This window comes from Acuticoccus mangrovi (assembly GCF_016411865.1).
In the GTDB taxonomy this organism is placed as follows: Bacteria; Pseudomonadota; Alphaproteobacteria; order Rhizobiales; family Amorphaceae; genus Acuticoccus; species Acuticoccus mangrovi.
This window is the reverse complement of the sequence record NZ_JAEKJA010000001.1, coordinates 163,157-175,800: the sequence shown is the minus strand read 5'-3', so window position 1 is coordinate 175,800 and position 12,644 is coordinate 163,157. Positions and strand designations below refer to the sequence as shown.

At 70.1% G+C, this 12,644-nt stretch carries 12 protein-coding genes and 1 tRNA gene; 9 read left to right on the top strand and 4 right to left on the bottom strand.

All coding sequences use genetic code 11. The annotated features are described in order from the left end of the window. Positions 1–111: 111 nt before the first annotated feature. From JCR33_RS00795 to JCR33_RS00785, 3 genes are all read right to left on the bottom strand, one after another. Positions 112–1,566, bottom strand: a complete 1,455-nt coding sequence (locus tag JCR33_RS00795) for a L,D-transpeptidase family protein (protein ID WP_198880101.1) — start codon at positions 1,564–1,566, stop codon at positions 112–114. Between the two features lie 147 nt (positions 1,567–1,713). After that, positions 1,714–2,670 (bottom strand): acetyl-CoA carboxylase carboxyltransferase subunit alpha, encoded by a 957-nt coding sequence (locus JCR33_RS00790; protein WP_198880100.1) that lies wholly within the window; start codon positions 2,668–2,670, stop codon positions 1,714–1,716. A 74-nt stretch (positions 2,671–2,744) separates the two neighbouring features. Continuing rightward, positions 2,745–3,698: a tyrosine recombinase gene (locus JCR33_RS00785; protein ID WP_198880099.1), complete on the bottom strand. Its 954-nt coding sequence runs from the start codon at positions 3,696–3,698 to the stop codon at positions 2,745–2,747. A gap of 374 nt (positions 3,699–4,072) precedes the next feature. Here JCR33_RS00785 and JCR33_RS00780 point away from each other — a divergent pair, with 374 nt between their 5' ends. The 3 genes from JCR33_RS00780 to JCR33_RS00770 are packed head-to-tail and all read left to right on the top strand — an operon-like array spanning position 4,073 to position 7,069. Continuing rightward, entirely contained in the window at positions 4,073–4,636 is a 564-nt protein-coding gene (locus JCR33_RS00780) for a shikimate kinase (protein WP_232372056.1), read from the top strand. 8 nt (positions 4,637–4,644) lie between these two features. Then, entirely contained in the window at positions 4,645–5,763 is a 1,119-nt protein-coding gene (gene aroB / locus JCR33_RS00775) for a 3-dehydroquinate synthase (protein WP_198880541.1), read from the top strand. Between the two features lie 22 nt (positions 5,764–5,785). Beyond that, positions 5,786–7,069 carry an HlyC/CorC family transporter gene (locus JCR33_RS00770; protein WP_198880097.1) on the top strand — a complete coding sequence of 428 codons (1,284 nt, stop codon included), beginning with the start codon at positions 5,786–5,788 and terminating at the stop codon, positions 7,067–7,069. 57 nt (positions 7,070–7,126) lie between these two features. Here JCR33_RS00770 and JCR33_RS00765 read toward each other — a convergent pair whose 3' ends face one another. Next, entirely contained in the window at positions 7,127–8,017 is an 891-nt protein-coding gene (locus tag JCR33_RS00765; RefSeq protein ID WP_408628745.1) for a GNAT family N-acetyltransferase, read from the bottom strand. Between the two features lie 348 nt (positions 8,018–8,365). Between JCR33_RS00765 and JCR33_RS00760 the strand changes: the two genes are divergently transcribed. The 6 genes from JCR33_RS00760 to JCR33_RS00735 all read left to right on the top strand — a co-directional run bounded on the left by JCR33_RS00760 (position 8,366) and on the right by JCR33_RS00735 (position 12,594). Then, positions 8,366–9,868, top strand: a complete 1,503-nt coding sequence (locus JCR33_RS00760; protein ID WP_198880540.1) for a YifB family Mg chelatase-like AAA ATPase — start codon at positions 8,366–8,368, stop codon at positions 9,866–9,868. A 59-nt stretch (positions 9,869–9,927) separates the two neighbouring features. Beyond that, entirely contained in the window at positions 9,928–10,692 is a 765-nt protein-coding gene (locus JCR33_RS00755; RefSeq protein WP_232372054.1) for an SIR2 family NAD-dependent protein deacylase, read from the top strand. 134 nt (positions 10,693–10,826) lie between these two features. Then, positions 10,827–11,426, top strand: a complete 600-nt coding sequence (locus tag JCR33_RS00750; RefSeq protein WP_332461087.1) for a cold-shock protein — start codon at positions 10,827–10,829, stop codon at positions 11,424–11,426. Between the two features lie 2 nt (positions 11,427–11,428). Beyond that, positions 11,429–11,920, top strand: a complete 492-nt coding sequence (locus JCR33_RS00745) for a DUF192 domain-containing protein (RefSeq protein WP_332461086.1) — start codon at positions 11,429–11,431, stop codon at positions 11,918–11,920. A gap of 66 nt (positions 11,921–11,986) precedes the next feature. After that, a tRNA-Pro gene (locus tag JCR33_RS00740) sits at positions 11,987–12,063 on the top strand. A 225-nt stretch (positions 12,064–12,288) separates the two neighbouring features. Beyond that, the gene (locus JCR33_RS00735) at positions 12,289–12,594 is read left to right on the top strand and encodes an ETC complex I subunit (RefSeq protein WP_198880095.1); all 306 of its coding nucleotides are present in this window, start codon (positions 12,289–12,291) and stop codon (positions 12,592–12,594) included. Positions 12,595–12,644 lie beyond the last annotated feature (50 nt).

Here is a 12,644-nt window from a genome sequence, read left to right as displayed (position 1 = left end):
ATCGGGAGACGGCCGGGCGCTCGCGTCGTCCATGCGAACGCTCGCATTTTTACCGGGTGGGCGCGTCTCATCCCCGATCGGCGAAGCGCGCGACCGCTGGCGCGCCGCGCCTCAGTCGAAGAGCTGGCCGGCGCGGCGGAAGAGGCCCTTGCTGCCCTTGGCGATGGAGGAGAAGAAGCCGCTTTCCTCCTCGGCCGGGGCGAAGCCGAGGACTTGGGTGTCGCCGGCCTCGGTATCGGGCTCGTTCGGCTTGGCGGTGGAGGCGACCGGCACCTCGCTGGGCGTCACGACGGGGGTCGGTATCGCGGCGGGGGCCGGCGTCGCGGCGGCAGGCGCCGGTGTGGCGGCCGGTTCCGTCTCGTCCACCGCGGCGACGGACGCGACGGGCGGCTCCTCGTTGCGGCGGAACGGGTTGGGGATGCGGAAGCCGCCGGAGGACGCCTCCTCAACCGGAGCCGCGCGCGGCGAGCGACGCGGCATCGGCACGCCGGCGGCGGTCGTGCCGGCGGCATCGTCCACCGAGGCCACCGCGGTGTCGGCGGCGGGCGCGGCGGCCGAATCCGCTTCCGGACCGGTGGAGCGGTTCTGGTTGAAGAAGGAGGCGATGGCCTTCTCGCGCTCGGCCCAGCGCTCCTCGCGGTTCTCGCGGTTCTGCATCTGCGCGATCACCGTCTCGCGCTTGGCGAAATCCCTGTCCCGCTTCTCTTCCACCAGGCGGGCGATGTGGGTCGGCACCGTGTAGCTCGGGCAGGTCGCGGAGGCGTTGAAGCTGCCGCCCGCCGCATTGAACACGTAGCGATGCTCGCACACGTCGATCCGCGGCGGCTGACGCGTCACCTCGAAGTGGTCGGAGCCTTCCTTCAGCATCTCCCAGAACTGGAGATTCTCGGAATCGGCGTGGCGCGCCATGTTTTCCGGCGTCATGCGGAAGGGGAAGGCCTGCACCTGGAACGCGCGCTGGCCGCCGGCGAACGCCTCGCGGGCGAGGGCGTAGATCTCCTGCACCGGCTCGTCCTCCATGGCGTAGCAGCCGCGGGAGGAGCAGTCGCCGTGGACCATCAGGTTGGAGCCGGTCCGGCTGAGGCTGCGGTCGAACGAGTTCGGAAAGCCGAGATTGAACGACAGGTGGTAGCTGGAGTTGGGGTTCATCTGCGCGCGGGACACGAGATAGAAGCCTTCGGGAGCCTGGCGGTCCCCCTCCTTCAGCTTCGGGCCCAGCTCGCCGGACCAGGCGCAGATCGGGTACTCCTTGAGGAGCTGGAACTTGCCCGTCCGGTCTTCCTTCCAGACCTCGAGGATCGACTCTTCCTTGTAGATCCGCAGCATGATCGGCGAGCGGACCTTCATGTCCATCCGATCGATCTTGCGCTCGAGGCCGGCCGGCAGCGGGGCGAGATGGGCCGCGGTGGAGAGCTCGCTGACCTGGCAGCCGGCGAGCACGGCGCCGGCCAGGGCGAGCGCCGCCACCGTGCCGGACAGACGCCGCAGACGGTCGCCGCCACGCGGGCGGGGCAAGCCGGAAGCTGTGGCGGTCGTCGAAGGCGTGCGGAGAAGATATCGGGTCATGCGATCATCCCGCGGGTCGGGGGCGTTACGAACATTCGCCGTCCACTTTCGCGTGTAACCTGTTGGGGCGAGCCTTTACAAATCCTCAACGAGGCTTTCCCACCGCTGGTCTTGCTGTGGAGAAGTTGTGTGGCTGGCAAGCCACACTCAAGCGTCGAGCGTACGGCCGATGGCGAGGAACCGCTCGGCGCGTTGCTTCTTGAGGCCGGCGCCGTCGAGCGGAGCGAGACCGTCGAGGGCGTCGCTGATCGCAGAGCCCACGCGGTCGATGGTGGCGAGGGGGTCGCGATGGGCGCCCCCGAGCGGTTCGTCGATGATCGCGTCGATGACGCCGAGACGCAAGAGGTCCTGGGCGGTGATCTTCATGTTGGCGGCCGCCTCCTGGGCGCGCGCGGCATCGCGCCACAGGATGCTCGCGGCGCCTTCGGGGGAGATCACCGAGTAGACGGCGTGCTCGAGCATGATCACCCGGTTGGTGGCGGCGAGCGCCAGCGCCCCGCCGGAGCCACCCTCCCCGATCACCACGGCGACCGAGGGAACGGTGAGGGTGAGGGCCTGCTCGGTGGAGCGGGCGATGGCCTCGGCCTGGCCGCGCTGCTCCGCGCCGACGCCCGGATAGGCGCCGGAGGTGTCGACGAGCGTCACGAGGGGCAGGCGGAAGCGCTCGGCGAGCTGCATGATGCGCTTGGCCTTGCGGTAGCCCTCCGGCCGCGCCATGCCGAAATTGTGCTTCAGCCGGCCCTCGGTGTCGTGCCCTCTCTCGTGGCCGAGAAGCGCCACCGAGCGCCCGCCGAGCCGGCCGACCCCGGCGATGATGGCGGCATCCTCCTTGTAGGAGCGGTCGCCGGCGAGCGGCGAGAAGTCGGTGAGGAGGCGGGCGACGTAGTTGGAGGTCTGCGGCCGGTCGGGGTGACGGGCAACCGCCGTCTTCTGCCAGGGGCTGAGCTTGGCATAGAGCTCGGCGAGGGCGCGCTCGGCCTTGTCCTCGAGCTTGGTGATCTCGTCGCCGCCGTCGACGGTGGAGCTGTCACCGAGGGCCCGCAGCTCCTCGATCTTGCCGATCACGTCGGCCACGGGCTTTTCGAAATCGAGGAAGGTACGCATCAAACGCTTCGCGGATGTTGGGGTGAGGCCGGACCCTTAAATCGGCCGCCAGCGAAGTCAACCCGAGGTGGGGGTCAGGCGAGCGGATGGCAGTCGTTGAGCACGGCGACGAGGTGGTCGCTCTGGAGATGGGTATAGATCTCGGTGGTGGCGAGGTCCTGGTGGCCGAGAAGCGTCTGCACCACCCGCAGATCGGCGCCGTTGACGAGGAGATGGGTCGCGAACGCGTGCCTTAGGACATGCGGCGAGACCTTCGCGGCGGAAAGGCCGGCGGCGGCGGCGAGCGTCTTCAGCTCGCGCGCGAACGCCTGGCGGGTGAGGTGCCCTTCCTTCGAGGCGGCGGGAAAGAGGTAGCGCGCGGCAATGCCCGTGACCGCGCCGCGGCTCGCCCGGTGGCGCTCGACGGCCCGGTGGGCGGCGTCGGTGATCGGCACGAGGCGCTCGCGCCCGCCCTTGCCCTTCACGATCATCGTCGGCCGGCCGGCGCTCACGGCGCGCTCGGGCAGCGAGACGAGCTCCGATACGCGCAGCCCCCCCGCATAGAGAAGCTCCACGAGGGCGGCCCGCCGCGCCGCGCCCGGCACCCCCGCCGCGGCCGCCTCCTCGGCGGTGGCGAGCAGACGGCGCACCTCGTCCATCGACAGGATCTTCGGGAGCGGGCGGCTCTTCTTGGGGCTGTCGACGAGCGCGCCCGGATCGTCGTCCCGCTGGCCTTCCACATAAAGAAAGCGCAGGAAGCGCCGCACGGCAGAGAGGCGGCGGTTCTGCGTCGTGCGGGCCTCGCCGGCGGCCGCCATCGCCTCGACGAAGGCGTTGAGCTCGCCCTCCCCCGCCGCCGTCGGCGCGACGCCGCGGCCGGCACAGAGCTCGCCGAAGCGGACGAGGTCGCGGCGATAGGCCTCGAGCGTGTTGGGCGAAGCATCGTGCTCCACCGCCATCATCTCCAGGAACGCTTCAGCCGCGGCGGGCAGCGGCACGGTCGATTTCGGTGCGGCGGGTTTCGGTGCGGCGGGTTTCGGTGCGGGCATCGCAGGTTCCATCGCGGCGCCCGGCGTGGCGCGTCGGCGCCATCATGGGACGCGGCGGTTGCGGAGCGGTGGAGGCGGTGCGGACAATTGACACGGCCGGCCGGCGAACGGCGCTCAGCCCGCCCGGACCGTCATCGCCCGGTCGCGTGAGATGCCTAAGAGGCGCCGACAGAGGTTGACCCGGGCCCATGCGTTGCGGCAGCAGGATGCGTTCGATCGGCATGCCGGGGATCGCGACACGATCCCCAGGAGGCGTATTGCCGTCTCGGGGGGCTTGCGGTCGGGCGCGTTATCCTGTCCGCTGTTGCGGGGCGCGGCGCGCTCTGCACGTCGGAAGGGAGGATTCGTTGGGACACGATGGGCCAAAGGGCCTGTTGCAGGCACTCGATGGCCGCAACCTCGTGCTCGTGGGACTGCCCGGAGCCGGGAAGTCGAGCGTCGGGCGCCGCCTCGCCGCGCAGCTCGCGATTCCCTTCGTGGACGCCGACAGCGAGATCGAGAAGGCCGCCGGAATGTCGATCAGCGATATCTTCGCCACCCACGGCGAGGCGGCCTTTCGCGAGGGCGAGACGCGCGTGATCTCCCGCATCCTGCAGGACGGGCCGCTGGTGCTTGCGACCGGCGGCGGCGCCTTCATGTCGGCCGACACGCGCCGGGCGATCGCCGCGCACGGCATCGCCATCTGGCTCGATGCGGCGACCGACATTCTCGTGGCGCGCATCAGCAAGCGGACCCACCGGCCGATGTTCCACAACGTGGACGCGCGGGCGAAGCTGAAGGAGCTGCGCGCTGTGCGCGATCCGGTCTTCGCCGAGGCGCCGATCCGCGTGGTGTCGTCGTCCGGCCCGCAGGAGCGGGTGGTCGGCGCGATCCTGCGCGCCCTTCGACAATATTCCCTAGCGGCCGAGCCCACCCCCCAGCAGGCGGCCTCCCAGTGAGCGAGACGATGGAGAAGAACACCGCGCGCGAGACGATCACCGTCCCGCTCGGCGAGCGTGCCTATGACGTGCTGATCGGCGACGGGCTGATCGCGGAGGCGGGCCGGCTGATCGCCGACCGGCTGAAGCGGTGCCGCGCGCTGGTGGTGACGGACGAGACGGTGGCGGCGCTCCACCTCGCCGCGCTCGACGCCTCGCTCGAGGCGGCCGGCATCCGGGCCGCCCATCACGTCGTGCCGGCGGGCGAGGGCTCGAAGTCCATCGCCGGCCTCGTCGGCACCGTCGACGCGATCCTCGACGCCGAGCTCGAGCGCGGCGACCTGGTGATCGCCCTCGGCGGTGGGGTGGTCGGCGACCTCGCCGGCTTCGCGGCCGCCGTCGCCCGGCGCGGCATGCCATTCGTTCAAGTGCCGACGACCCTCCTCGCCCAGGTGGACTCCGCAGTCGGCGGCAAGACCGGCATCAACACGCGGCACGGCAAGAATCTCGTCGGCGCCTTCCACCAGCCCTCGCTGGTGATCGCCGACACCAGCGTGCTCGACACCCTGCCCGAGCGCCATCGCCGGGCGGGCTATGCCGAGATCGTCAAGATCGCCCTCCTCGGCGACGCCGACTTCTTCGCACGGCTGGAACGGCAGGGCGCCGGGGCGCTGCGCGAGGGGCTGCCCGCCGCGATCGCCCGCGCCGTCGCCGCCAAAGCCGCGGTGGTGACCGAGGACGAGCGCGAGGCGGGCCGGCGCGCCCTCCTGAATCTCGGCCACACCTTCGGCCACGCGGTGGAGCGCTCGGCCGGCTATGACGATCGCGTGGTGCACGGCGAGGCCGTCGGCCTCGGCCTCGCCCTCGCCTTCCGCCTCTCCGTCGCCCTCGGGCTGTGCCCGCCGGAGGACGCGGCGCGGGTCGCCCGCCACCTTCAGGCGGTCGGCCTTCCCACCCGCTTCGCCGACGTCCCGGTGCCCCTCGACGCGACCTCGCTCACGGCGGCGATGGCGCAGGACAAGAAGGTGAAGGACGGCGTGATCCGCTTCATCCTGGTCAATCGGATCGGCGACGCGTTCGTGTCGAACGGCGTCGATCCGGGTGCCCTCGCCGCCTTCCTCGCCGCGGAAGGCCTCGCCCCCTCATGACCCAAGGCTGAAAGACAGTCACATGATCGCGTGGGATCTCTGGCTGACCGTCGGTTCCATCGTTCTCCTCCTTGCCATGTCGGCATTCTTTTCGGGATCGGAGACGGCGCTGACGGCGGCCTCGCGCGCCCGGCTGCACCAGCAGGAAAAGCAGGGCTCGCAGCGGGCGGCGACGGCCGCGCGCCTGATGCAGGCGCGCGAGCGGCTGATCGGCGCCCTCCTCGTCGGCAACAATCTCGTCAACATCCTCGCCTCCGCGCTCGCGACGTCGGCGCTGATCCGCCTCTTCGGCGAGACGGCGGTGGTCTACGCCACCTTCCTCATGACCGCGCTGGTGCTGATCTTCTCGGAGGTACTGCCGAAGACGCTCGCAATCCTGCGGCCCGAGCCCTTCGCCCTCGCCGTCGCCCCGCTCGTGCGGATCATCGTCTTCGTCTTCGCGCCGGTGACGGCGACGGTGCAGAAGATCGTCAGCCTCATCCTGGGCCTCTTCGGGGTGGAGGTGGACGCCGAGCTCGTCCAGTCGGCGCGCGAGGAGATCCGCGGGACGGTGGACCTGCAGCACGCCGAGGGCGGCCTTCACAAGGCCGAGCGCGACCGGCTCGGCGCCCTCCTCGACCTCGCCGACCTCGAGGTCTCCGACGTGATGATCCACCGCACGCGGATGCGGATGCTGAACGCCGACGACCCGCCCGAGACCATCGTCGCCGAAGCCCTCGCCTCCCCCTACACGCGGATGCCGATGTGGAAGGACACCACCGACAATCTGGTGGGCGTGCTCCATGCCAAGGATCTGTTGCGCGCGGTGCAGGCGGCGGGCGGCGACGTCTCCAAGGTGAACGTGCGGGCGATCGCCAAGCCGCCCTGGTTCGTGCCCGACACGACGCGCCTGCAGGACCAGCTCAACGCCTTCCTGAAGCGCAAGTCCCACTTCGCGCTGGTGGTGGACGAGTATGGCGAGGTGATGGGCCTCGTCACTCTGGAGGACATCCTGGAGGAGATCGTCGGCGAGATCGAGGACGAGTACGATGTGGAGGTCGAAGGCGTCATGCCGCAGCCGGACGGCTCGGTGCTCGTCGACGGGTCGGTGACGATCCGCGACCTCAACCGCGCGCTCGACTGGTCGCTGCCCGACGACGAGGCCACCACCGCGGCCGGTCTCGTCATCCACGAGGCGCAGATGATCCCGGAGGTGGATCAGGCCTTCACCTTCCACGGCGTGCGCTTCGAGGTGGCCGAGCGGGAGCGCAACCGCATCACCCGGCTACGCCTCACCCGGCCCGACGAGGACGCCGACGGCGATTGAGCCGCCGCCGACGTTGCCTCGCCGGCGGACGACGGCGAGGCAACGTCCCGCCGCGCCTCAGGCGTGGCGGGTGGCGTTCGCCCCGTAATAGTTGATGTAGCGGTGGGAGATGCCGGAGACGGGCAGCACGATCATCACGTCGGTGGTGCCGAACTGCTCGTCGACCACGGCGCCGTCGGCAATGAAGGCACCGAGCCGGAGATAGCCCTTGATGAGGGGCGGCAGCGCCCGCAGCGCCTTCTTGGGATCCACGGCGTCGGCCGGCAGCCGATCCATCGGCACGTAGCGCGAGGGGATCGCCCGCACCCGCCACTCCAGCGGGGCGAGGTGGTTGTGGTGGAGATAGGAGAGCTGCGTCGCGAGCTCGTCGGGATCGGTGCCCGCGAGCGAGGCGCAGCCGAACATCACCTCGATATTGTGGCGCAGCACGTAGGACCAGGCCCCGTGCCACAACAGCTCGACCGTGCGCTTGTCGCGGTAGGGCTTCAGCACGCAGGAGCGGCCGAGCTCCAGGAAGTTGAGGTCCGGGTGGCGCTCGATGAGACTGCCCACGTCGAACTCGGAGAAGGAGTAGAAGCCGCCATTCTGCTCGGCGATCTCCTGGCGCAGCATGCGGTAGGTGCCGACGATGCGCGGCTTCGGCTTGCGAAAGCGCCGCTGGGTGACGTTGTGGTCGAGCACCAGGAGGTGGTCGCAGACGTCGTCGAAGGCATCGCGATCACGCCGGGTGGCCATGGTGTAGGCGTCCGGCGTGGCGCTCATCTCCTCGTAGAAGACCTGATAGCGGACCTGCTGGGCCCGCTTCACCTCGCCGGCGGTACGCGCCAGGCGCACCTCGAGGGTGCCGAGCTGGCCGAAGGTCGGCGTCTTGCGATCGAGCGGCGTGTGGCGCTTGCCCTGAACGCGGGGCTGCGTGCCGAGCCACGGGCCGGTGGCCGTGTGGGGCACCCGGCTGCGCGGCACGAAACGTCGCATGACGGGCGACAAGGACCTCAGCCGCGCCATGCGCGTGCGGCGGCGGTGGGTCCGAGGCGGCGGGGGATCAATGATCAACGCGGCGCCCCCGAAGCGTCCACCCGTGCGGTGGCTCCCATGGTATTCTGCGTCCCTCTTTATGGCAGGCCGCGGTGCGCGGGCTCCGCCTGTTGTTCGCCAGATTATTGTTGCAGCTCTCCCTTCGCAACGTGGTGACGCAATTGGCACAGGCCAAGAGAGATCCGGCTGGATGTTTAGAGTTGCATGAATGCCGGAGACATGCGACCTTTGATTGAATTCGCAACCGGGAAATTCCTCGCCGTGCTGAGCCGGGTCACGACCATTGCGTTTTGCGGCATCGATGCCGTTCCGGTGGATGTCGAGGTGCAGATCGCCCCGGGGGCCGTGGCTTTTCTGATCGTGGGGCTGGGCGACAAGGCGGTGGCGGAGAGCCGCGAGCGGGTCCGCGCCGCGCTGACGGCGTCGGGCCTGTCGTTGCCGCCGAGACGCATCACCGTCAATCTCGCTCCGGCGGATCTTCCGAAGGCCGGCAGCCACTACGACCTGCCGATCGCGCTGGGACTTATGGCCGCGCTCGGCGCGGTGCCGGCCGAGGCGCTCGCGGAGCAGGTGGTGGTGGGCGAGCTGGGGCTCGACGGGCGTATCGTCGGCGTCGCCGGCGTGCTGCCGGCGGCCGTCGGCGCCAACGAGCTCGGCAAGGGCCTCATCTGCCCCGCCGCCGACGGCGCCGAGGCGGCCTGGGCGTCCGCCGACATGCCGCTGATCGCGCCGGCGAGCCTCGCCGCCCTCGTCAACCACTTCTCCGGCTCGCAGGTGCTGTCGCGTCCCGTCGCCCGCATCGCCCCTCCGGCGCGCCCCGGCAGCGACCTCTGCGACGTGAAGGGCCAGGAAAGCGCCAAGCGGGCGCTCGAGATCGCGGCGGCCGGCGGCCACAACCTCCTGATGGTCGGGCCGCCCGGAGCGGGCAAGTCGATGCTCGCGGAGCGCCTGCCCTCGATCCTGCCCACCATGGAGCCACAGACGCTGCTGGAGTCGGCGATGATCCGCTCCGTCGCCGGCCATCTCGACGGCGGCCGGCTCGACGCCTGCCCGCCCTACCGCGCGCCGCACCACTCCGCCTCCATGGCGGCGCTGATCGGCGGCGGGCCGCGGGCCCGACCCGGCGAGGTCTCGCTGTGCCACGGCGGCGTGCTCTTTCTCGACGAGCTGCCCGAATTCTCCCCCCAGGTGCTCGACGCGCTGCGCGAGCCGCTGGAGACGCGCCGGGCGATGATCGCCCGCGCCAGCCACCGGGTGAGCTATCCGGCCCGGTTCCAGCTCGTCGCCGCGATGAACCCGTGCCGCTGCGGCCACGCCGGCGAGCCCGGCCATTCCTGCAAGCGCGGCAAGGCGTGCGCCGACGACTATCGCGGTCGCCTCTCCGGCCCCCTCGTCGACCGCATCGACCTGTCGATCCGCGTCCCCGCGGTGATGCCGGAGGACCTGCGGGCGCCGCCCGGCGAAGCCTCGGCGGCGGTCGCCGACCGCGTGGCGGCGGCGCGCGACCTTCAGGCGCACCGCCTCGCCGGGCGCGGCGGCGGCCTCGTCAACGCCGAGTGCGGCGTCGACGATCTGGAGGCGACGGTGGCGGCGGACGAGGACGCTCTCGCCCTCGTCGACCGCGTGGCGACGGAGCGGCGCCTTTCCGCCCGCGCCTATCACCGCACGCTCAAGGTGGCGCGCACCATCGCCGATCTCGGCGGCAGCGCGGCGGTCCGCCGCGGCCACGTGGCGGAGGCGCTCGCCTATCGGATGGCGCTCTGATGTGGCGGCGCTTGTCGGAAGGGCCCGGCACGCGTCACTCTGCCATCATGCGCATGATCATGTCGAACACCGAGAAGGCGACGGCGGCCCTCGCGGACGCCTTCGCCGCCTCACGCCGGGCGGTGGTCTTCACCGGCGCCGGCATCTCCACCGAGTCGGGCATTCCCGACTTCCGCAGCGCCGGCGGCATCTGGAGCCGCATGGAGCCGATCCTCTACGACGCCTTCCTCACCTCCGAGGAGGCCCGGCTCACCGACTGGCGCCGCCGCTTCGACATGGCGGAGCGCTTCAGCGCGGCCGAGCCCAACGGTGCCCACCGGGCGATCGCCCACCTGACGCGGGCCGGGCCGGTCGACCTGGTGGTGACGCAGAATATCGACGGCCTCCACCAGCGCTCAGGCGTGCCGGCGGACCGACTCGTGACGCTGCACGGCTCCGGCGACCACGCTGTCTGTTTGTCGTGCGGCATGCGTCACGAGATCAGCTACGCGCAAGCCACCATTGAGAAAACCGGGAAGTCTCCGCGCTGCACGCGATGTGGCGGGCTGATCAAGGCCGCGATCATCTCGTTCGGCCAGCCGATGCCGGAGGACGCGCTGCACCAGGCGATGGAGGCCACCGTGGAGGCAGACCTATTCGTGGCTGCAGGCACCTCGCTGGTGGTCTACCCGGCCGCCGCGCTGCCGGCGATGGCGAAGGAGGCCGGCGCCACGCTGATCATCGCCTCCCGCGATCCGACCGATCAGGACGCGACCGCCGATCTCGTGATCCGCACGCCGCTCGCCGCAACGTTTGCGCCGCTCGAGAGCATGAAATTTGACTAAAATCCTGTGTCTCAACCGCAACACCGGCGGGGGAACGGGACAATTACCAGTCGCCGAAAGAGTGAATGAATGGTAACGTCTGATTCACGTTTCTGTTGGGTTGCAGTGGCAGTGGTAAAGCGGCGGGTATAGTGGTGAGCGACGATAAGCTGGTACGGTTCTACGAAGAATACTCTGCCGAGGATCGCGGCACCGCGCCAAACATCGACGGTTTGGAGGGTCTGACCGAGCTTTCCGGCAGCATCAAGTGGTTCGATGTCGGCAAGGGCTACGGCTTCATCGTGCCCGACGATGGAGGTGCCGATATTCTCCTCCATGTTACCTGCCTACGCCGCGATGGTTACCAGAGTGCTTACGAGGGCGCCCGCGTCGTTTGCGAAGTCGTCAGCGGTCCGAAGGGGCTGCAGGCGTTCCGCATCCTGTCGATGGACGAATCGAGCGCCGCCCACCCCTCGCAGCTCCCCCCCTCCCGCGCCCACATTCAGGTCACCCCGGAAGGACCGGCCGAGTTCGCCCGCGTGAAGTGGTTCAACCGCTCCAAGGGCTACGGCTTCCTGACCCGCGGTGAAGGCACCGCCGACATCTTCGTGCACATGGAGACGCTGCGGCGCTTCGGCATCACGGAGCTGCGCCCCAACCAGGTGGTGAAGGTGCGCTTCGGCAACGGCCCGAAGGGGCTGATGGCCGCCGAGATCCTGCCCGAGTCCGGCACCAACGTGCCGCAGTCGCACTGAGCGTGACCGCCCAGCGCTGTCGCGTCCTCCTCGTCCTCGCACTGGCCCTCGTCGCGGGCGTGCCGGCTGAGGCGACCGGGCCGGCCGCACCGCCGGCCGCACGCGTGGAGGTTCCGCCCCGTACCGCCGCCCTGCTCCTGACCGACAGCGGGTCCCACAGCTTCACCATCGAGATCGCCGACGATCCGATCGAGCGCTCTCGCGGGTTGATGTTCCGCAAGGAGATGGCGCGCGACCACGGCATGCTGTTCGACTTCGGCGGCGAGGGCGAGCGCACCTTCTGGATGAAGAACACGCCGCTGCCGCTCGACATCATCTTCATCCGCGCGGACGGAACGGTCGTCTCTATCGCCCACCACACCACGCCCTTTTCGACCGACGCCATCCCCTCCCACGGCAAGGCGCGCTTCGTCTTCGAGGTCAACGCCGGCGTCGCCGACGAGATCGGCCTCGAGCCCGGCGGGCGCCTGGTCCACGAACGCGTCGAGCGGTGAGAATCGCGCGCGCGTCTCCCGTTGCCGCCCCCTTCGGCAACGTGTAGGAGAGGGGCGCGAACGCTGCGGGGCATAGCTCAGCCTGGTAGAGCACCGGTTTTGGGAACCGGGGGTCGTAGGTTCGAATCCTGCTGCCCCGACCACGCGCAGAACGTTCGCTCCCCCTACGCTTCGCCAGCTCCCCCCACCCCCGACGACGCGTCGCTTGCCTTGGGGATGCGGCCGACGCCAACCCGGCGTGCGGATCGTTTGACACAATGGCGGAGGTGGTGGAAGGAACATTGGAGTGGCGGTTCGCTGGGACATCCGCACGTTGTGTGGCCGTCCTGCGGACGAGCGTGGCGCCGTCGGGGATGGTGGAGACAGGAATGCGAGCACGTATCTACAAGCCGTCGCGCACGGCGATGCAGTCCGGCAAGGGGCGCACCCGCCGCTGGCGGCTGGATTTCGAAGGCCTGCGTCCGCCGGAGATCGACCCGCTGATGGGCTGGACCGCGGGCACCGACACGCGCCGCCAGCTCCGTCTCGAGTTCCCCACCCGCGAGGACGCCATCGCCTACGCCGAGCGCCACGGCATCGAGTACCGCGTGGAAGAAGCAAAGTCCGCGGTCGAGAAGCAGATCGCCTACGCCGACAATTTCCGCGGCGACCGCGCCGCCCCCTGGACGCACTGAGCATCCCCCTTCCCCGTAGCTCAGCCCGATAAGAGCAACGGACGTCCGAC

Coding starts and splice junctions, on each gene's coding strand:
- JCR33_RS00770 (WP_198880097.1), top strand. CDS start 5,786: ATGATCGCGTGGGATCTCTGGCTGACCGTCGGTTCCATCGTTCTCCTC.
- JCR33_RS00735 (WP_198880095.1), top strand. CDS start 12,289: ATGCGAGCACGTATCTACAAGCCGTCGCGCACGGCGATGCAGTCCGGC.
- JCR33_RS00790 (WP_198880100.1), bottom strand. CDS start 2,670: ATGCGTACCTTCCTCGATTTCGAAAAGCCCGTGGCCGACGTGATCGGC.
- JCR33_RS00755 (WP_232372054.1), top strand. CDS start 9,928: ATGTCGAACACCGAGAAGGCGACGGCGGCCCTCGCGGACGCCTTCGCC.
- JCR33_RS00795 (WP_198880101.1), bottom strand. CDS start 1,566: ATGACCCGATATCTTCTCCGCACGCCTTCGACGACCGCCACAGCTTCC.
- aroB (WP_198880541.1), top strand. CDS start 4,645: ATGGAGAAGAACACCGCGCGCGAGACGATCACCGTCCCGCTCGGCGAG.
- JCR33_RS00785 (WP_198880099.1), bottom strand. CDS start 3,698: ATGCCCGCACCGAAACCCGCCGCACCGAAACCCGCCGCACCGAAATCG.